Below are 19,779 nucleotides of genomic sequence, written 5' to 3'. Positions count from 1 at the left end.
GATGGCGCTACGCATATCAGGCCTACAAATATGTACAATCCGTACGCCGCCATCCGGCAATGCGTAAATAATTAACCGTGTTTATTCTTCGCAAAAATGACGCGCGCCAGAATATTCAGCAGCAGAACGCAAAGGGTGATAATCAACACCCCAGCCCAGGCCAGTTGCTGCCATTCAGCAAACGGACTCATCGCAAATTTAAAGATGGTCACCGGCAAGTTGGCGATCGGCTGCATCATGTCGGTGCTCCAGAACTGGTTCGAGAGCGCGGTAAACAACAGCGGGGCGGTTTCACCCGCGATACGCGCAATCGCCAGCAGGATACCGGTCATGATGCCGGAGACTGACGCCTTCAGGGTAATCGCAGAGATCATCTTCCACTTTGGCGTACCCAGCGCATACGCCGCTTCACGCAGGCTATCCGGCACCAGTTTCAACATGTTCTCTGTAGTTCGAATAACGATAGGCACCTGCAGCAACGCCAGCGCAATCACACCTGCCCAGCCGGAGAATTGTTCCATCTGCGCGACCACAATGGTGTAGACGAACAGACCGACCACAATCGACGGCGCAGAAAGCAGAATGTCGTTGATAAAGCGAATGACTTCAGACAGCCAGGATTTGCGGCCATATTCCGCCAGATAAATCCCCGCCATAATGCCCAGCGGCGTACCCAATACGGTCGCCCACAGAATGAGTAAACCACTACCGGCCAGGGCGTTTGCCAGACCACCACCCGCTGTATTAGGCGGCGGCGTCATTTCGGTAAACAGCGCCAGCGACATTCCGTCGATACCGCGTACCACAGTAGAGAACAGGATCCAAATGAGCCAGAACAACCCGAACGCCATTGTCGCCATGGAGAGCGTCAGCGCGATGCGGTTTTTCATGCGACGACGCGCCTGCATTTTGCGGCGGGATTCCGCCAGTGCGGCGGTAGATTGCATTTCGATCGTAGCCATTAACGTGCCCCCTCGTTCTTAGCAAGGCGCATGATCATAAATTTAGACGCCGCCAGGACGATAAAGGTGATGACGAACAGGATCAGGCCCAGTTCCATCAACGCGGCAACATGCAGACCCGATTCTGCTTCGGCAAACTCGTTCGCCAGCGCAGAGGTAATACTGTTGCCCGGCATATACAGCGAGGCACTGTCGAGCTGGTAGGTGTTACCGATGATAAAGGTTACCGCCATGGTTTCGCCCAGCGCACGACCTAAGCCCAGCATAATGCCGCCAATCACCCCATTTTTGGTGTAGGGCAGAACAATACGCCAGATAACTTCCCAGGTGGTGCAGCCGATACCGTAGGCCGACTCTTTCATCATCACAGGGGTCTGTTCGAATACATCACGCATTACCGCCGCAATGTACGGGATGATCATGATGGCGAGGATCACGCCAGCGGCTAAAATACCGATACCAAAAGCCGGACCCGAGAACAGTGCACCAACAAATGGAATGTTGGAAAGGACGTTCCCTACCGGCTCCTGAAACCAGGTCGCAAACAACGGGGCGAAAATGAACAAGCCCCACATGCCATAAACGATACTTGGAATCGCGGCCAGCAGTTCAATCGCGATCCCCAGCGGACGTCTCAGCCAGTTTGGCGCCAGCTCCGTTAAAAATAAGGCAATGCCGAAACTCACCGGAACGGCGATCAGCAATGCGATAAAAGAGGTCACCAGCGTGCCATAAATGGGGACCAGCGCACCGTAGATATCGTTTGGCGCGTCCCACTCTTTGGTCCACAGGAACGAAAAGCCAAACTTCTGGATACTTGGCCAGGAGGAGATGATCAGAGAGACAATAATGCCCCCCAGCATCAATAGCACAAGCAGCGCAGCCAGTTTTACCAGCGCGCTGAATATCATGTCACCCTTTTTACCCGGTGGGTTAAAAGCAGGCTTAGTTGCAGCCATAAATTACTCTTTCCGTTGAACGCGTTTACGAAGTTGCCCAAGCCGGATGGCGCTACGCTTATCCGGCTTACCTATCGGGCCTACAGTCTGAACCGTAGGGCGGATAAGCGTAGCGCCATCCGCCATTTCGTCAAAGATATTCTATTAATACAGCGCTTTACCGTTGCTGTCTTTCACGTTGGTTTTCCATGCAGCGCGAACCTGCTCAACCACGCTGTCTGGCAGGCTGGCATAATCCAGGTCATTAGCCTGTTTGCCGCCATTTTTGTATGCCCAGTCGAAGAATTTCAGCACTTCAGCACCCTGCTCAGGTTTTTTCTGCACTTTGTGCACGAGGATGAAGGTCGTGGAGGTGATTGGCCACGCTTCTTCACCTTTCTGGTTCGTCAGGTCCTGCGCGAACGATTTGCTCCAGTCAGCGCCTTTTGCCGCGTTGGCGAAGTTCTCTTCAGTCGGGCTTACCGGCTTACCATCGGCGGAGATCAATTTGGTGTAGGCCAGGCTGTTCTGCTTGGCATACGCGTATTCAACGTAACCAATGGAACCCGGCAGACGCTGTACGAACGCAGCGATACCGTCGTTGCCTTTACCACCCAGACCGGTCGGCCAGTTTACTGTCGAGCCGGAACCGACTTTCGATTTCCACTCTTCGTTCACTTTCGCCAGATAGCTGGTAAAGACGAAGGAAGTACCGGAGCCATCAGCACGACGCACAACGGCAATATTCTGGGAAGGCAGTTTCAGACCTGGGTTCAGTTTGGTGATGGCTTCATCGTCCCACTTTTTGATTTTGCCGAGATAGATGTCACCCAGTGTTTTACCATCCAACACCAGCTCACCAGACTTCAGACCAGGGATATTCACCGCCAGCACCACACCACCAATCACGGTCGGGAACTGGAACAGATCTTCCTGAGCCAGCTTTTCATCAGACAGCGGGGCATCGGATGCGCCGAAATCAACCGTATTTGCAGTAATTTGTTTAACACCACCGGAGGAGCCGATACCCTGGTAATTGACTTTATTACCGGTTTCTTTCTGATAGGTATCTGCCCATTTGGCATACACTGGCGCAGGGAAAGTTGCACCTGCACCTGTCAGGCTTGCCGCTGCGTTTACAGCGAAAGCGCTCATGGATAAGGTCGCGGCGACAACAGTTGCGACAGTGGTACGCATAACTTTCATAATGTCTCCTGCAAGATTCGTAAATCATTGTTAAGTGGCTACGATAAGCAAAATAGGACAAACAGGTGACAGTTAAATGTACGAAATATGACAGTTTTATGACAGAGAAAGAAATGGTGTTCAGTTTCTAAAAAACATCATAAAGAAACAATGCGTTACGTGTTTTTATGGCACTAATATTTCGCAGAGATTTTCTTTTTATGACACTGAAACAGTAGCTGAATATGACGCTTTGTCACATAAAAACGGAGGGGGAATTGTTCAAAAAAACGGGGATAAAAAATGCCCCGCTTTCGCAGGGCATTACACAGATTATTCAACCGTAACCGATTTTGCCAGGTTACGCGGCTGATCCACGTCGGTGCCTTTGATCAGCGCCACGTGATACGCCAGCAATTGCAGCGGTACTGTGTAGAAGATTGGCGCAATGGCCTCTTCCACATGCGGCATTTCAATAATGTGCATGTTATCGCTACTGGTGAATCCGGCATCCTGATCGGCGAAGACATACAGCTGACCACCGCGCGCGCGAACTTCCTCAATGTTGGATTTCAGTTTTTCCAACAGTTCGTTGTTCGGAGCCACCACAATAACCGGCATGTCTGCATCAATCAGCGCCAGCGGGCCATGCTTCAGTTCACCTGCGGCATAGGCTTCTGCGTGAATATAAGAGATCTCTTTCAGTTTCAGCGCGCCTTCCAGCGCAATCGGATACTGATCGCCACGCCCCAGGAACAGCGCGTGGTGTTTGTCAGAGAAATCTTCAGCAAGCGCTTCAATGCGTTTATCCTGAGACAGCATCTGCTCAATACGGCTCGGCAGCGCCTGCAGGCCGTGAACGATGTCGTGCTCAATAGAGGCATCCAGACCTTTCAGACGCGCCAGTTTCGCCACCAGCATCAGCAGAACGGTCAACTGAGTGGTAAACGCTTTCGTGGAGGCAACACCGATTTCGGTACCGGCATTGGTCATCATCGCCAGGTCAGATTCACGAACCAGGGAAGAGCCTGGAACGTTACAAATCGCCAGGGAACCCAGATAACCCAACTCTTTCGATAAACGCAGACCAGCCAGCGTATCTGCCGTTTCGCCAGACTGCGAAAGGGTGATCATCAGGCTGTTGCGACGCACGGCGGATTTGCGATAGCGGAATTCAGACGCGATTTCCACGTCACACGGGATCCCTGCCAGAGATTCAAACCAATAGCGGGATACCATACCGGAGTTGTAGGAAGTACCGCAGGCGATAATCTGAATGTGCTCAACCTGAGCCAGCAGTTCGTTCGCCTTCGGACCCAGCTCGCTCAGATCCACTTCACCGTGAGTAATACGTCCGGTCAGGGTGTTTTTGATAGCGTTAGGCTGTTCGTAGATCTCTTTCTGCATGTAGTGGCGATAAATACCTTTATCACCAGCGTCGTATTTCAGATTGGATTCGATATCCTGACGTTTCACTTCCGCGCCCGTTTTATCGAAAATAGAGACGGAACGACGGGTCACTTCCGCAATATCACCTTCTTCCAGGAAGATGAAGCGACGGGTGACTGGCAGCAGCGCCAGTTGATCGGAAGCGATAAAGTTCTCACCCATACCCAGACCAATCACCAGCGGGCTACCAGAGCGCGCCGCCAGCAGAGTATCCGGTTTACGGGTATCCATGATCACCGTACCGTACGCGCCGCGCAGTTGTGGGATAGTACGCAGCACTGCTTCACGCAGAGTGCCGCCTTGTTCCAGTTCCCAATGCACCAGGTGAGCAATCACTTCGGTGTCAGTTTCAGAAACAAACGTATAACCACGCGCTTTCAGTTCTTCGCGCAGCGGTTCATGGTTTTCGATGATGCCGTTATGCACCACCACAATGTGCTCAGAAACATGCGGATGCGCATTCGCTTCTGAAGGTTCGCCGTGGGTTGCCCAACGGGTATGAGCAATACCTGTACCGCCGTGCAACGGGTGTTCTTCCGCTGCCTGTGCCAGCATCTGAACTTTACCGAGGCGACGCAGACGGGTCATGTGCCCTTCGTTGTCGACCACAGCCATGCCCGCAGAGTCATAGCCGCGGTATTCCAGACGACGTAAACCTTCGAGAAGGATTTCTGCTACATCACGTTGCGCGATAGCGCCAACAATTCCACACATAGTTTTTAATTCCGATTTTGGCGATATGCCAGTCGTTGTCGGTCAACCTGTATGCCCGTATTTTCGGGCGCCCCGAGCCTTGTAGAGAGTGGGGTTATTTTTATAAGTACTGCTTTTTGGGCGGGGGATTATGTTATCCCCTCATCCCTGTTTGCCGGAAGGCAGCGTAAACGCGTTGTCCGGCCTACAAAAATTGAATTTACTTCTTCTTCACCGGACGCTTCCAGCCCTGCTTATGGACCTGCGGTACACGGCTTATCACCAGTTCGTTATCAGCAACGTCACGGGTAACGGTGGTACCCGCCGCGATTGTCACACCGTTACCCACCGTCACTGGCGCCACCAGTTGGGTATCAGAGCCGACAAACACATCATCGCCAATAATGGTTTTAAACTTGTTCGCGCCATCGTAGTTACAGGTGATCGTTCCTGCACCAATGTTCACGTTGTCGCCAATTTCAGCATCCCCCAGGTAACTCAGATGACCGGCTTTCGAGCCTTTACCCAGACGCGCTTTTTTCATCTCGACAAAGTTACCGACGTGTGCGCCTTCCAGCAGTTCGGCACCAGGGCGCAGACGCGCGAACGGGCCAATTGTACACGCCGTTGCCAGATGTGCATCTTCCACTACGCTGTATGGGCTGATTTCACAATCATCGCCAATCACACTGTTTTTGATAACGCAGCCCGCGCCAATCTTCACACGATGACCGAGCGTAACGTTGCCTTCGATGATAACGTTAGTATCAATTTCGACATCTCGCCCGTGCGTTAACGTACCGCGCAGATCAAAACGCGAAGGGTCACGCAGCATAACGCCCGCCAGCAGCAGCTTTTCAGCCTGCTCAGACTGGTAAACGCGTTCCAGACGAGAGAGTTGCAGGCGGTTGTTCACACCTTCCACTTCACTGAGTCTGTCAGGGTGAACGGCCGCGATTTCGCGACCTTCCTGATATGCCAGCGCAATAATGTCGGTGATGTAATACTCGCCCTGAGCATTGTTATTGGTCAGTTTTGACAGCCAACGTTTCATATCTGCGCCGTTGGCAATCAGGATGCCAGTATTAATTTCCTGGATCTGACGTTGCTCGTCGCTTGCATCTTTGTGCTCAACAATGCCGGTGACCTTACCGTTCTCACGCGTAATACGACCATAGCCGCTTGGATCATCCAGCTTCACCGTCAGCAAACCAATGCCGCCCTGCGGTTTTGCATCACGCAGACGCTGCAATGTGTCGATCGAAATCAGCGGTACGTCGCCATAGAGCATTAAAATGTCTTCGTCGTCGCCAAAGAATGGCGCAGCCTGCTGCATCGCATGACCTGTACCCAACTGCTCGGCCTGCAGAACCCAATTCAGGTTGTCTTCTTTCAGTGTCTGCTTAAGCAGATCGCCACCGTGGCCATAGACCAGATGAACGTGAGATGCGCCAACTTCATTAGCTGCATCAATGACATGCTGAACCATCGCTTTTCCCGCGAGAGTATGTAGCACTTTAGGAAGATCGGAATACATGCGTGTGCCTTTACCTGCGGCAAGGATCACTACGCTCATAGCACTGTTCAACATACGCATCCTGACTGTGATAAGAGAACGAATTTATACCGTTTCACATTGAAAATACTACATTTTTTTCGCCGTGAAATGGGGTGTAGATAAAATGCTCATCAGGGGACTTTCCCCACAAGATAATGAGACATTTTCGTCCATCGTCGCGCCTTTTGTCTTCTGAAAAGTAAGACATACCTCTCATTAAGTCTTTAGGCTAATGTTTTTGCTCTTTTTTTGATCCATGAATAAAGGATAAGAAAGGGCTTAAAAAGCGGGAAACCGAAGAAAAGGCAAAAAAAAACCAGCCTGAATTCAGACTGGTTTTTATGCTTTCAAGCCGGTGTTACATCGCTTTTTTGGTCAACTCGATAACGCGCAGTTTCGCGATCGCTTTGGCCAGTTCCGCAGATGCCTGAGCGTAATCCACGTCACCATGAGAGCTCTTAATGTGCTCTTCAGCCTTACGTTTCGCTTCCAGGGCTCTCGCTTCATCGAGATCCTGTCCGCGAATCGCGGTATCAGCCAGTACGGTCACGTTGCCAGGCTGCACTTCAAGAATGCCGCCGGACAGGTAGATAAACTCTTCATGACCGAACTGTTTAACGATGCGGATCATACCAGGCTTAATGGCGGTGAGCAGCGGGGCGTGGCCCGGGTAAATACCCAGTTCACCTTCACTACCCGTTACCTGGATTTTTTCGACCAGACCAGAGAACATTTGTTGCTCTGCGCTGACGACGTCCAGGTGGTAAGTCATTGCCATATCACCCTCCGATTAAGGCGTTAAAGTTTTTTGGCTTTCTCGACAGCTTCTTCGATGGTGCCAACCATATAGAACGCCTGCTCTGGCAGGTGATCGTATTCGCCATCCATGATGCCTTTAAAGCCACGGATAGTATCTTTCAGCGATACGAATTTACCTGGAGAACCGGTAAAGACTTCAGCAACGAAGAATGGCTGGGACAGGAAGCGCTGAATTTTACGCGCACGTGCTACCACCAGTTTGTCTTCTTCGGACAGTTCGTCCATACCCAGGATCGCGATGATGTCTTTCAGTTCCTGGTAACGCTGCAGGATGGACTGAACGCCACGCGCGGTGTCGTAGTGTTCCTGACCAACGACCAGCGGATCCAGCTGACGGCTGGTGGAGTCCAGCGGGTCAACGGCCGGGTAGATACCGAGAGACGCGATCTGACGGCTCAGTACCACGGTTGCATCTAAGTGAGCAAAGGTGGTGGCTGGTGACGGGTCAGTCAAGTCATCCGCAGGTACGTATACCGCCTGAACGGAAGTGATAGAACCGGTTTTGGTGGAGGTGATACGTTCCTGCAGAACACCCATCTCTTCCGCCAGGGTCGGCTGATAACCTACCGCTGAAGGCATACGGCCCAGCAGTGCGGATACTTCAGTACCGGCCAGGGTATAACGATAGATGTTATCAACGAACAGCAGAACGTCACGACCTTCGTCACGGAACTTCTCAGCCATGGTCAGGCCGGTCAGCGCAACGCGCAGACGGTTTCCCGGTGGCTCGTTCATCTGGCCATAAACCAGGGATACTTTATCCAGAACGTTAGAGTCGGTCATTTCGTGGTAGAAGTCGTTACCCTCACGAGTACGTTCACCTACGCCTGCAAACACGGAATAACCGGAGTGCTCGATCGCGATGTTACGGATCAGCTCCATCATGTTTACGGTTTTACCTACACCCGCACCACCGAACAGACCAACTTTACCGCCTTTCGCAAACGGGCAGATAAGGTCCATTACTTTGATACCGGTTTCCAGCAATTCCTGAGAGCTGGACAGCTCTTCATAAGAAGGTGCTGCACGGTGAATCGCCCAACGTTCTTCTTCGCCGATGTCGCCTTTCATGTCGATCGGCTGACCCAGGACGTTCATGATACGACCCAGGGTTGCTTTACCTACCGGGACTTCGATCGGGTGTTCGAGGTCTTTAACTTCCAGACCACGACGCAGACCGTCGGAAGAACCCATGGCGATAGTACGTACGATACCACCACCGAGCTGCTGCTGAACTTCCAGCACCAGGCTCTCATTACCATTCATAACCTCAAGAGCATCGTACACGCGCGGTACGGCATCCTGAGGGAATTCGACGTCAACCACGGCGCCGATTACCTGGACAATTTTTCCAGTAGCCATCTTGAATCCTCTACGAATTAACCTGGTTATACCGCGGATGCACCACCGACGATCTCGGTGAGTTCCTGAGTAATGCTGGCCTGACGAGCTTTGTTGTATACCAACTGCAGCTCTTTAATCAGGCTGCCGCCATTGTCGGTCGCGGCTTTCATCGCCACCATACGTGCGGCCTGCTCGCTGGCCAGGTTTTCTACCACACCCTGATAAACCTGAGATTCAACGTAACGACGCAGCAGGGTATCCAGCAGCGGTTTCGGGTCGGGTTCATACAGGTAATCCCAGGCTTTTTGTTTTAACTCTTCATCTTCCGATGCCGGTAATGGCAGCAGTTGAGTGAGAGTAGGCACCTGAGACATGGTGTTAATAAATTTGTTGCTGACAACGTACAGTCTGTCCAGACGGCCTTCATCATAGGCCTGCAGCATCACTTTAACCGGACCGATCAGTTCGGACAGGGAAGGGTTATCCCCCATACCGGTTACCTGAGCAACCACATTACCGCCAACGGAGCTAAAGAAAGACACGCCCTTAGAGCCGATCATTGCGAGTTCGCACTGAACGCCTTTTTCGGACCATGCTTTCATATCTGCCAGCAGTTTTTTGAACAGGTTAGTGTTCAAGCCGCCACACAGACCACGATCGGTCGACACCACCAGGTAGCCCACACGTTTAACGTCGCGTTCTTCCAGGTAAGGGTGCTTATATTCCAGATTACCGTTCGCAAGGTGACCAATCACTTTGCGCATGGTCTCTGCATAAGGACGGCTGGCCGCCATGCGCTCCTGCGATTTACGCATTTTGGAAGCGGCGACCATCTCCATCGCTTTAGTGATCTTCTGCGTGTTCTGGACGCTTGCGATCTTACTACGTATCTCTTTTGCGCCGGCCATGAGCTTCTCCTCAATGCCTTGCGGTCTGCCCTAAGACAGACCGCCAGACGTTACCAGGACTGGGTTGCTTTGAAGGAATCGAGGATAGCTTTCAGCTTGCCTTCGATTTCATCGTTATAGCCACCGGACTGGTTAATCTCTTGCATCAGCGGAGCGTGGTCACGGTCGACGTAAGCCAGCAGAGCAGCTTCGAAACTACCGATTTTCGCCAGTTCCACATCTTCGAGGTAACCGCGTTCAGCCGCAAACAGCACCACACCCTGTTGTGCAACAGACATTGGGGCATACTGTTTCTGCTTCAGCAGTTCAGTTACTTTCTGACCGTGGCTCAGCTGCTTACGCGTAGCGTCATCCAGGTCGGAAGCGAACTGAGAGAACGCAGCCAGTTCACGATACTGTGCCAGTGCGGTACGAATACCACCGGACAGTTTCTTGATGATCTTGGTCTGCGCTGCGCCACCTACACGAGATACGGAGATACCCGGGTTAACCGCCGGACGAATACCGGAGTTAAACAGGTTAGTTTCCAGGAAGATCTGACCATCGGTAATGGAAATTACGTTGGTCGGAACGAACGCAGAAACGTCACCCGCCTGGGTTTCGATAATCGGCAGAGCGGTCAGGGAGCCGGTTTTACCTTTAACTTCACCGTTGGTGAATTTCTCAACGTATTCCGCGTTAACGCGGGATGCGCGCTCCAGCAGACGGGAGTGGAGGTAAAATACGTCGCCCGGGAATGCTTCACGTCCTGGCGGACGACGGAGCAACAGGGAAACCTGACGATAAGCAACAGCCTGTTTGGACAGGTCATCGTAAACGATCAGTGCATCTTCGCCGCGGTCACGGAAGTATTCGCCCATTGCGCAACCAGCATATGGCGCCAGGTATTGCAGAGCAGCGGATTCAGACGCGGTCGCCACAACAACGATGGTGTTGGACAGAGCATTATGCTCTTCCAGTTTACGCACCACGTTAGAAATGGTGGACGCTTTCTGGCCGATAGCTACGTACACACACTTGATGCCGGAATCGCGCTGGTTGATGATCGCATCGACTGCCATCGCGGTTTTACCGGTCTGACGGTCACCGATGATCAATTCACGCTGACCACGACCGATTGGGATCATGGCATCAACGGATTTATAACCGGTCTGGACCGGCTGATCGACGGATTGACGTTCGATTACGCCCGGTGCGATAACTTCGATTGGCGAGAAGCCATCGTTATCAACAGGACCTTTACCGTCGATAGGGGAACCCAGAGTGTTCACCACACGACCCAGCAGGCCACGGCCAACCGGAACTTCCAGAATACGACCTGTACACTTAACTTTCATGCCTTCGGCAAGGTCAGCGTACGGACCCATCACAACAGCACCTACGGAGTCGCGCTCCAGGTTCAGTGCGATAGCGTAACGGTTACCCGGCAGGGATATCATCTCACCCTGCATACAATCGGCAAGGCCGTGGATGCGGATAACACCGTCACTTACAGAAACAATAGTACCTTCGTTGTGAGCTTCGCTCACAACACTGAACTGAGCAATGCGCTGCTTGATCAGTTCGCTGATTTCGGTGGAATTCAGTTGCATGCTCCAGTCCCCTTAAGACTGCAAGACGTCTGCAAGGCGTTCAAGACGGCCGCGTACGCTACCGTCAATGACCATATCACCCGCACGGATGATAACGCCTGCCATTACAGACTTATCGATTTTGCAATTCAGCTTAACTTTGCGTGACAGACGTTTTTCCATCGCAGCGCTGATCTTCGCAAGCTGTGCTTCACTCAGCGTGGTCGCAGAAGTGACTTCTACCTCAGAGGTAGACTCACTGGCTGCACGCAGTTGAATATACTGCTCCAGAACATCCGGGAGCGCGTTCAGACGATTATTTTCAGCCATCACCTTAATCAGGTTTTGGCCGTTTTCGTCCAACTGCTCACCGCAGACTGCGATAAACGACTCAGCGAGCGTTTCCGGCGCCAGCGCGCCAGAGAGAAGCTCTGCCATTTGTTCGTTCTTGGTTACCTCGGCTGCAAACGCCAGCATGTCCTGCCAACGTTCTACACTTTGGTGTTCGACGGCAAAGTCAAAAGCTGCTTTGGCGTAGGGGCGAGCTACCGTGATAAATTCAGACATCAGCCCCTCCCTCCTTACAGTTCAGCGACAAGTTTATCCACGATGTCGCTGTTAGCAGCTTCATCCACGGAACGTTCGATGATCTTCTCGGCGCCAGCAACAGCCAGGATAGCAACTTGCTTACGCAGCTCTTCACGGGCACGTTTACGCTCGGCTTCAATTTCCGCCTGCGCCTGCGCCACGATTTTAGTACGTTCCTGCTCTGCTTCAGTTTTGGCTTCGTCCAGGATCTGAGAGCGGCGTTTGTTCGCCTGCTCAATGATAACCTGAGCTTCCGCCTTCGCTTTTTTCAGCTGGTCGGTCGCGCTGGCCTTTGCAAGGTCAAGGTCCTTATGTGCTCGTTCTGCGGAAGCAAGACCGTCAGCAATTTCTTTTTGACGTTTTTCGATGGCAGCCATTAACGGCGGCCATACGTACTTCATGCAGAACAGAACGAACAGGACAAACGCGATGGCCTGGCCGAGGATTGTTGCGTTAAGATTCACAGCACAATGCCTCTATCTAGTTAACGTTCTGATATTGCTCTTAATTCAAGCAACGCTTACTACGCGACAGCGAACATCACGTACAGACCCAGACCTACAGCGATCATCGGGATAGCATCCACCAGACCCATAACGATAAAGAACTGAGTACGCAGCAGAGGAATCAGATCAGGCTGACGCGCTGCGCCTTCCAGGAATTTACCCCCGAGGATGCCGATACCGATCGCAGCACCGATCGCCGCCAGACCCATCATCACAGCGGCAGCGATGTACAGCAGATCCATATTCAGGTTTTCCATGACAGTCTCCAGTTTGTTTCAGTTAAAACGTAGTAGTGTTGGTAAATTAATGCTCTTCAGACGCCATCGACAGATAGACAATCGTCAGAACCATGAAGATGAAGGCTTGCAACGTAATAATCAGTATGTGGAAAATGGCCCAGGGCACATTCAGGATCCACTGTGACCACCACGGCAACAGGCCAGCAATCAGAATGAAAATCAGCTCACCGGCATACATGTTGCCGAACAGTCGCAGACCGAGAGAAATCGGTTTGGACAGCAGGCTTACCCCTTCAAGGATTAAGTTGACAGGGATGAACGCCCAGTGATTGAACGGCTGCAGCGTCAGCTCTTTCGCGAAGCCGCCGAGGCCTTTCATTTTGATGCTGTAGAACAGAATGAGGATAAATACGCCCAGAGCCATAGACAGGGTGATGTTCACGTCAGCAGACGGAACCACACGCAGTGCAGGCAAGCCGAGAACATGCTCACCGATGTACGGCAGCAGGTCGATAGGCAGTAAATCCATCATGTTCATCAGGAACACCCAGACGAAGATCGTCAGGGCCAGCGGTGCGATCAGCTTGCTTTTACCATGGTACATGTCTTTCACGCTACCATGCACAAAGCCGATCACCAGCTCAATCGCGGTCTGAAATTTACCTGGTACGCCGCTGGTTGCCTTTTTCGCAACACTACGGAACATAAGCAGGAACAACAGACCCAGCACCACCGAGAAGAAAATGGAGTCAATATTGAGCGTCCAGAAGGTGGCTGGGGGGTTATGCGGATCCACCAGCGAGAATGTACGCAGGTCCAACTGAAGGTTATTCAGATGGTGTCCTATGTAATCCTGCGGCGTCATATTTTCAGAAGCCATGATGCCTTTTACCCTTTGTTGTTAATTACAGCCGGCGCCAGTATCTGAACCACCAGCACCAAAACCCACGTAACGATCAGCGGTAAAAACACCGCCTTCAAAACCGCCAACGCCACCACCAGTAAAACCAGCATCGCTAACACCTTAAACGCTTCGCCGAAGGCGAACGACCAGGCCACACGGCCTTTTGCTGGAATCTGCGCCTGGTGACGCCAGGCAAATATCATAAACAACATATTAGGCAGAAACACTGCCATCCCTCCACATATCGCGGAGATGCCCCAGAAGGGGTCTTTGAAGCTAAACAGCAATCCACTTGCCATTACAGCCAGTAGCTGAATGAACAGAAGCTTACGAGCAACGTTTCGACTCAAGAGCGACACAGACATCACGTTTTTACTCCTGCTACCATCGAGGTATGCCGCGTGTCGTATAAAACGTTCTTTAAGACCTGGAGTCAAGCATCAAAAAGCGGTCAAATTATACGGTGCGTCCTCGTGATTTCAAACAATAAGTAGCTAAAAGGTGAATAAATGTTTAAATATTTCTCTCTGCCCCGCATTTTTAACTTTTAGTCAAAGTGTGAACGATCGTGCAAAACTGCAAATAGCGCGAAAACACTGGCGATAAAGCGTGCTTCAGATCACATATTGAGCATATTCGCCCTGGCAGTATTTATTTACTTGGCAAATGGTGCCTTTTCAACTTTTTGATATTTAAGAGTAAAGTCACTCACCATTTTAAAAACATCGAACTACAACATAAAAACACACCATTGACATTCATAATAAATATTTAACATCAAAGAGTGATTTGCAAACCCGATTTTTAGCAGACTGATATTTTCAATGTTGACTACTTTTGTCATTAACAAAAAAAGGGTCTTTGTCGAAATGAAAACAAATAGTGACGCTGTCGTTAAGTGTAACCAGTTATAACGGCACGATACCCCACGATTTTTAACACGTGAGGTCCCGTTTTTTTTCTATTTTTTTTGACAAATATTAAATTTTGTTTGCCTTAACGACGACCAGGTGACGTTCACCTTCCAGTTGTGGAACCCGCAGTTTAACGACCGATTCCACACTAAATTCAGCAGGCAACGAGGCAATTTCATCCTCTGGTAACAGTCCTTTCAGCGCGTAAAAGCGACCATTCTCACCCGGCAGATGATGACACCAACTGACCATATCATTGAGTGAGGCGAACGCACGGCTGATCACACCATCAAACGGCGGCTCGGAAGGAAACTCCTCAACCCTGCTCTGAACGGGCGTGATGTTATCCAGTTTAAGCTCATGTTGAACCTGGCGCAGAAAACGCACGCGCTTGCCCAAACTGTCCAGCAGGGTGAAATGCGACTCAGGGCGTACAATCGACAAAGGAATTCCCGGCAAACCCGGTCCTGTACCAACATCGATAAAACGTTGCCCTTGCAGATGCGGTGCGACAACAATACTGTCCAGAATATGGCGGACCAGCATCTCACCGGGATCTCTGACAGAGGTCAGGTTATAGGCCTTGTTCCACTTGTTCAGCATATCAACATACGCGACCAACTGATTTTTCTGGTGATCGGTGAGCGAAATACCTGCTTGATCCAGCAGACGAGAGAGTTTGTTGAGCACGGTGATTACCTGTCTATAAAATTTGCCCGGTGGCGCTAGCGCGTACCGGGCCTTACGAACCTGTAGAGCGGGTAAGCGAAGCGTCACCCGCCAAAGCTGCGCATTTACGCACTACGGCGCAACATGCCTTGTTTTTTCAACCAGACCAGCAGAATAGAAATCGCCGCAGGCGTAACGCCGGAGATGCGCGATGCCTGGCCAATTGAGACCGGTTTATGATCGTTCAACTTGGCGATAACTTCATTCGACAAACCCGAAACCTGACGGTAATCCAGCGTCGCGGGCAGAATGGTATTTTCGTTGCGCTGCTGTTTTTCGATCTCATCCTGCTGACGGGCGATGTACCCTTCGTACTTCACCTGAATCTCAACCTGCTCAGCTGCCTGAACATCGTCCAGAGATGGAGCAAACGGCGTCAGCGCGGTCAGTTGTTCATAGGTCATTTCAGGGCGGCGCAGCAGATCTTCACCACTCGCTTCACGCGAGAGCGGCGCGCTTAGGTGAGCATTCACTTCGCCCGCAGATTCGGAGGAAGGGGCCACCCAGGTTGATTTCAGACGCTGACGTTCACGCTCAATGTTTTCCAGCTTCTCATTGAAACGAGCCCAGCGCTCATCATCCACCAGGCCCAGTTCGCGGCCCATTTCGGTCAGGCGGAGATCGGCGTTATCTTCACGCAGCATCAAACGGTATTCCGCGCGGGAGGTAAACATGCGATACGGTTCTTTGGTACCCAGGGTGCACAGATCGTCCACCAATACCCCCAGATACGCCTGGGAACGCGCTGGCGCCCAGCCTTCTTTGTCCGCAGACAGACGGGCAGCATTCAGACCGGCCAGCAGACCCTGCGCGGCAGCTTCTTCGTAACCAGTCGTACCGTTGATTTGCCCGGCGAAGAACAGACCGTGGATAAATTTGCTTTCCAGCGTTGGTTTCAGGTCACGCGGATCGAAGAAGTCATACTCGATAGCATAACCCGGGCGAACGATCTTCGCGTTTTCCATCCCCTGCATGGAGCGGACGATCTGCATCTGTACATCGAAGGGCAGGCTGGTGGAAATACCGTTCGGGTAAATTTCGTTAGACGTCAGCCCTTCCGGCTCCAGGAAGATCTGGTGCTGGTTTCTGTCGGCAAAGCGCATCACTTTGTCTTCGATCGATGGGCAGTAACGTGGGCCGATCCCTTCGATCACACCGGCATACATCGGGCTACGATCGAGGTTATTACGGATCACGTCATGGGTTTTCTCATTGGTGTGGGTGACGTAGCACGGCATCTGACGTGGATGCTGAGACGCGTTGCCCAGGAATGAGAAGACCGGCAGCGGATTGTCGCTATTTTGCTGACCCAACACGCTGAAATCGATAGTGCGCGCATCGATACGTGGCGGTGTACCGGTTTTCAGACGGCTCACACGCAAAGGTAATTCACGCAGACGTCGGGAGAGCGGGATCGACGGCGGATCGCCAGCACGGCCACCGCTGTAGTTGTCCAGCCCGATATGAATTTTGCCATCCAGAAAGGTTCCGACAGTCAGTACGACGGCTTTCGCGCGGAATTTCAGACCCATTTGAGTCACTGCGCCAACAACACGATCGTTTTCGACAATCAGATCTTCAACCGCCTGCTGGAAGATCATCAGGTTCGGTTGGTTCTCCAGTGCGGTGCGTACCGCCTGACGATAGAGCACACGATCCGCCTGTGCCCGGGTTGCACGAACGGCTGGACCTTTGCTTGCGTTTAGTATCCTAAACTGAATGCCAGCATGGTCGATTGCTTTGGCCATCAGCCCACCGAGCGCATCCACCTCTTTTACCAGATGTCCCTTCCCAATACCGCCAATAGCGGGGTTGCAACTCATTTGCCCCAACGTGTCGATATTGTGTGTCAAAAGCAGGGTTTGTTGACCCATACGCGCTGCGGCCATAGCGGCCTCAGTGCCTGCATGACCCCCGCCAATGATGATGACGTCAAAAGGATCCGGATAAAACATGGTAATTGCCTCGCATTACGGCGGTGTGAAAATGGATTGAAGCCCGGGCCGTGGATTCTACTCAACTTTGTCGGCTTGAGAAAGACCCCGGGATCCTGGGTATTAAAAAGAAGATCTTTTTATTTAGAGATCTGTTTTATTGTGATCTCTTATTAGGATCGCCAGTATCTGTGGATAACCAGGATCCGGTCATTAAGATCAACACATTGCAGAGGATCATTAGCTGTGAATGATCGGTGATCCTGGTCCGTATAAGCTGGGATCAGAATGAAGGGTTATACACAACTCAAAAACTGAACAAGAGTTATTCTTTGGATAACTACGGGTTGATCCAAGCTTTTCACCAGACTTACCCACAGTTGATCGCACGATCTTTACACTATTTTGAGTAAATTAATCCAGGATCCCAGCCAAACCTCTGCCGGATCTTCCGGAATATCGTGTTCAAGGATGTTGATCTTGAGTGTCTCGCCTATCTGTTTTGCTCCGGAACGCTTCAGTTCTGCCTCTATTTTATCGATAGCACCACAGAAGGTGTCGTATTCGCGACTACCAATGCCAATGGCGCCGAAACGCACCTGGGACAGATCGGTTTTTTGAGACTGGAGATCTTCATAGAAAGGAAGAAGGTTGTCTGGAATGTCTCCCGCGCCGTGCGTAGAGCTTATTACCAGCCAGATCCCTGAAGTGGGGAGATCCTCTACCAGCGGACCGTGTAGGGTTTCTGTTGAAAAACCCGCATCTTCCAGCTTTTCAGCCAGATGTTCTGCAACGTATTCGGCACCGCCAAGGGTGCTGCCGCTAATAAGAGTTATGTCCGCCATACGAGCCCATCCTGATAAAGATGGGCTATTGTACGCTGTGAGCGAGCTGGGATCTACCTGTGGAAAAGCAGGGGATTTAAAAAAATGATCATGGGCGGATAGTCCGCATGATCGGGTTCTGCAAAGAGATCAGCGTTTCAGTGGACTGAATTTCATCAATTGTTTGGATCTTGTTGATAAGTACCTGCTGCAGCGCGTCGATCGAGCGGCACATGACCTTAATAAAGATACTGTAGTGACCGGTGGTGTAATACGCCTCCGTCACTTCATCCAGACTTTCCAGTTTGGCTAATGCCGAAGGATAGTCTTTCGCGCTTTTTAAAATAATGCCGATAAAACAGCAGACGTCGTATCCCAGCTGTTTCGGGCTGACGTCAATACGCGCTCCGGTAATGATCCCCGCTTGTTTCATTTTTTCTACGCGAACGTGAATGGTGCCAGGGCTGACGCCAAATTGTTTGGCCAGTTCCGCGTATGCCGTACGCGCATTTGCCATTAATGCCTCAAGGATGCCGCGGTCCAGATTGTCGATCTGATAATTTTCCATTGGTTTTTCTTATATAGATTAGAGATTCACTCTATTTTAGCCTCTTATATTAATGAATCAAAACCTAAGCGGCCTTTTTGTTTGATGATTATTGAAAATCACCTGCATTCTGTTGCTTAATCATAACCAACAGGACGCAGGAGTATAAATAATGAAAACCGCTTACATTGCCAAACAACGTCAAATTAGCTTCGTGAAATCTCACTTTTCTCGTCAACTGGAGGAGCGTCTGGGTCTGATTGAAGTTCAGGCACCGATCCTCAGCCGTGTTGGGGATGGCACGCAAGATAACTTGTCGGGCTGTGAAAAAGCGGTACAGGTAAAAGTGAAAGCATTGCCAGATGCCCAGTTCGAAGTGGTGCATTCTCTGGCAAAGTGGAAACGGCAAACTCTGGGACAACACGACTTCAGCGCGGGCGAAGGGCTGTACACGCACATGAAAGCCCTTCGCCCCGATGAAGACCGTCTTTCTCCGCTCCATTCGGTCTACGTTGATCAGTGGGACTGGGAACGCGTAATGGGCGACGGTGAGCGCCAATTTTCTACCCTGAAAAGCACAGTAGAGGCGATCTGGGCAGGAATTAAAGCCACTGAAGCTGCAGTAAGCAAAGAATTTGGCCTGGCACCGTTCCTGCCGGATCAGATCCACTTTGTTCATAGCCAGGATCTGCTTTCCCGTTATCCTGATCTGGATGCGAAAGGCCGTGAACGTGCAATCGCTAAAGAGTTGGGTGCCGTTTTCCTGGTGGGGATCGGCGGTAAACTGAGCGACGGACACCGTCATGACGTTCGTGCGCCGGATTATGATGACTGGAGTTCCGCCTCCGAACTGGGCTATGCCGGTCTGAACGGCGATATCCTGGTCTGGAACCCGGTACTGGAAGATGCGTTTGAACTTTCTTCGATGGGGATTCGTGTCGACGCCGATGCGCTGAAACATCAGTTGGCGCTGACCGGTGACGAAGACCGATTGAGTCTGGAGTGGCACCAGGCGCTGCTGCGTGGCGAGATGCCGCAAACGATCGGCGGTGGTATCGGTCAGTCACGCCTGACTATGCTACTGCTGCAACTGCCGCACATTGGTCAGGTACAATGCGGCGTATGGCCAGCGCAGGTGCGTGAAAGCGTCTCTTCTCTGCTCTAAGA

19 protein-coding genes are annotated in these 19,779 nt (G+C 51.5%); 1 reads left to right on the top strand and 18 read right to left on the bottom strand.

What is annotated here, in order from left to right; all coding sequences use genetic code 11:
* Positions 1-71 precede the first annotated feature (71 nt).
* The 18 genes from pstA to asnC form a co-directional block, all read right to left on the bottom strand.
* Entirely contained in the window at positions 72-962 is an 891-nt protein-coding gene (gene pstA, locus AC07NP_RS03295) for a phosphate ABC transporter permease PstA (protein ID WP_192614023.1), read from the bottom strand.
* A complete protein-coding gene (gene pstC / locus AC07NP_RS03290) occupies positions 962-1,921 on the bottom strand; it encodes a phosphate ABC transporter permease PstC (RefSeq protein WP_490469198.1) in 960 nt (319 codons plus the stop codon). Before pstC ends, pstA begins: the two co-directional genes overlap by 1 nt.
* A gap of 144 nt (positions 1,922-2,065) precedes the next feature.
* Positions 2,066-3,106: a phosphate ABC transporter substrate-binding protein PstS gene (gene pstS / locus AC07NP_RS03285; RefSeq protein WP_203359501.1), complete on the bottom strand. Its 1,041-nt coding sequence runs from the start codon at positions 3,104-3,106 to the stop codon at positions 2,066-2,068.
* Positions 3,107-3,418: 312 nt separating this feature from the next.
* Positions 3,419-5,248, bottom strand: a complete 1,830-nt coding sequence (gene glmS / locus AC07NP_RS03280; RefSeq protein WP_494659569.1) for a glutamine--fructose-6-phosphate transaminase (isomerizing) — start codon at positions 5,246-5,248, stop codon at positions 3,419-3,421.
* 199 nt (positions 5,249-5,447) lie between these two features.
* Entirely contained in the window at positions 5,448-6,818 is a 1,371-nt protein-coding gene (glmU, locus tag AC07NP_RS03275) for a bifunctional UDP-N-acetylglucosamine diphosphorylase/glucosamine-1-phosphate N-acetyltransferase GlmU (RefSeq protein WP_494659568.1), read from the bottom strand.
* A gap of 325 nt (positions 6,819-7,143) precedes the next feature.
* On the bottom strand, positions 7,144-7,563 hold the full coding sequence (locus AC07NP_RS03270; protein ID WP_162382301.1) for a F0F1 ATP synthase subunit epsilon: 420 nt from the start codon (positions 7,561-7,563) through the stop codon (positions 7,144-7,146).
* Positions 7,564-7,583: 20 nt separating this feature from the next.
* On the bottom strand, positions 7,584-8,966 hold the full coding sequence (gene atpD, locus AC07NP_RS03265; protein WP_162382300.1) for a F0F1 ATP synthase subunit beta: 1,383 nt from the start codon (positions 8,964-8,966) through the stop codon (positions 7,584-7,586).
* A 26-nt stretch (positions 8,967-8,992) separates the two neighbouring features.
* Complete coding sequence (gene atpG, locus AC07NP_RS03260) at positions 8,993-9,856, bottom strand: F0F1 ATP synthase subunit gamma (protein WP_192614017.1); 864 nt, start codon at positions 9,854-9,856, stop codon at positions 8,993-8,995.
* A gap of 50 nt (positions 9,857-9,906) precedes the next feature.
* Positions 9,907-11,448, bottom strand: coding sequence for a F0F1 ATP synthase subunit alpha (gene atpA, locus AC07NP_RS03255; RefSeq protein ID WP_301699930.1), 1,542 nt, complete (start codon positions 11,446-11,448; stop codon positions 9,907-9,909).
* Positions 11,449-11,460: 12 nt separating this feature from the next.
* A complete protein-coding gene (atpH, locus tag AC07NP_RS03250) occupies positions 11,461-11,994 on the bottom strand; it encodes a F0F1 ATP synthase subunit delta (RefSeq protein WP_203359498.1) in 534 nt (177 codons plus the stop codon).
* Between the two features lie 14 nt (positions 11,995-12,008).
* Entirely contained in the window at positions 12,009-12,479 is a 471-nt protein-coding gene (gene atpF, locus AC07NP_RS03245) for a F0F1 ATP synthase subunit B (protein ID WP_073511767.1), read from the bottom strand.
* A gap of 59 nt (positions 12,480-12,538) precedes the next feature.
* Positions 12,539-12,778, bottom strand: a complete 240-nt coding sequence (gene atpE / locus AC07NP_RS03240) for a F0F1 ATP synthase subunit C (protein WP_003023794.1) — start codon at positions 12,776-12,778, stop codon at positions 12,539-12,541.
* Positions 12,779-12,824: 46 nt separating this feature from the next.
* Complete coding sequence (gene atpB / locus AC07NP_RS03235) at positions 12,825-13,640, bottom strand: F0F1 ATP synthase subunit A (RefSeq protein ID WP_203359497.1); 816 nt, start codon at positions 13,638-13,640, stop codon at positions 12,825-12,827.
* 8 nt (positions 13,641-13,648) lie between these two features.
* Entirely contained in the window at positions 13,649-14,029 is a 381-nt protein-coding gene (gene atpI / locus AC07NP_RS03230; protein ID WP_192614013.1) for a F0F1 ATP synthase subunit I, read from the bottom strand.
* 615 nt (positions 14,030-14,644) lie between these two features.
* On the bottom strand, positions 14,645-15,268 hold the full coding sequence (gene rsmG / locus AC07NP_RS03225; RefSeq protein ID WP_203359496.1) for a 16S rRNA (guanine(527)-N(7))-methyltransferase RsmG: 624 nt from the start codon (positions 15,266-15,268) through the stop codon (positions 14,645-14,647).
* Between the two features lie 104 nt (positions 15,269-15,372).
* On the bottom strand, positions 15,373-17,262 hold the full coding sequence (gene mnmG, locus AC07NP_RS03220; protein ID WP_494659567.1) for a tRNA uridine-5-carboxymethylaminomethyl(34) synthesis enzyme MnmG: 1,890 nt from the start codon (positions 17,260-17,262) through the stop codon (positions 15,373-15,375).
* 374 nt (positions 17,263-17,636) lie between these two features.
* Entirely contained in the window at positions 17,637-18,086 is a 450-nt protein-coding gene (mioC, locus tag AC07NP_RS03215; RefSeq protein WP_203359494.1) for an FMN-binding protein MioC, read from the bottom strand.
* A gap of 88 nt (positions 18,087-18,174) precedes the next feature.
* Positions 18,175-18,633: a transcriptional regulator AsnC gene (gene asnC, locus AC07NP_RS03210; RefSeq protein ID WP_013368348.1), complete on the bottom strand. Its 459-nt coding sequence runs from the start codon at positions 18,631-18,633 to the stop codon at positions 18,175-18,177.
* 151 nt (positions 18,634-18,784) lie between these two features.
* On the opposite strand from asnC, the gene asnA reads away from it, so the two are divergent.
* The gene (asnA, locus tag AC07NP_RS03205; RefSeq protein ID WP_203359493.1) at positions 18,785-19,777 is read left to right on the top strand and encodes an aspartate--ammonia ligase; all 993 of its coding nucleotides are present in this window, start codon (positions 18,785-18,787) and stop codon (positions 19,775-19,777) included.
* The last annotated feature ends 2 nt before the right edge of the window (positions 19,778-19,779 follow it).

This window comes from Citrobacter sp. GW821-FHT07H02 (assembly GCF_059418505.1).
The sequence above is the reverse complement of the archived record's forward strand: the minus strand, read 5'-3'. Positions and strand labels throughout refer to the sequence as shown.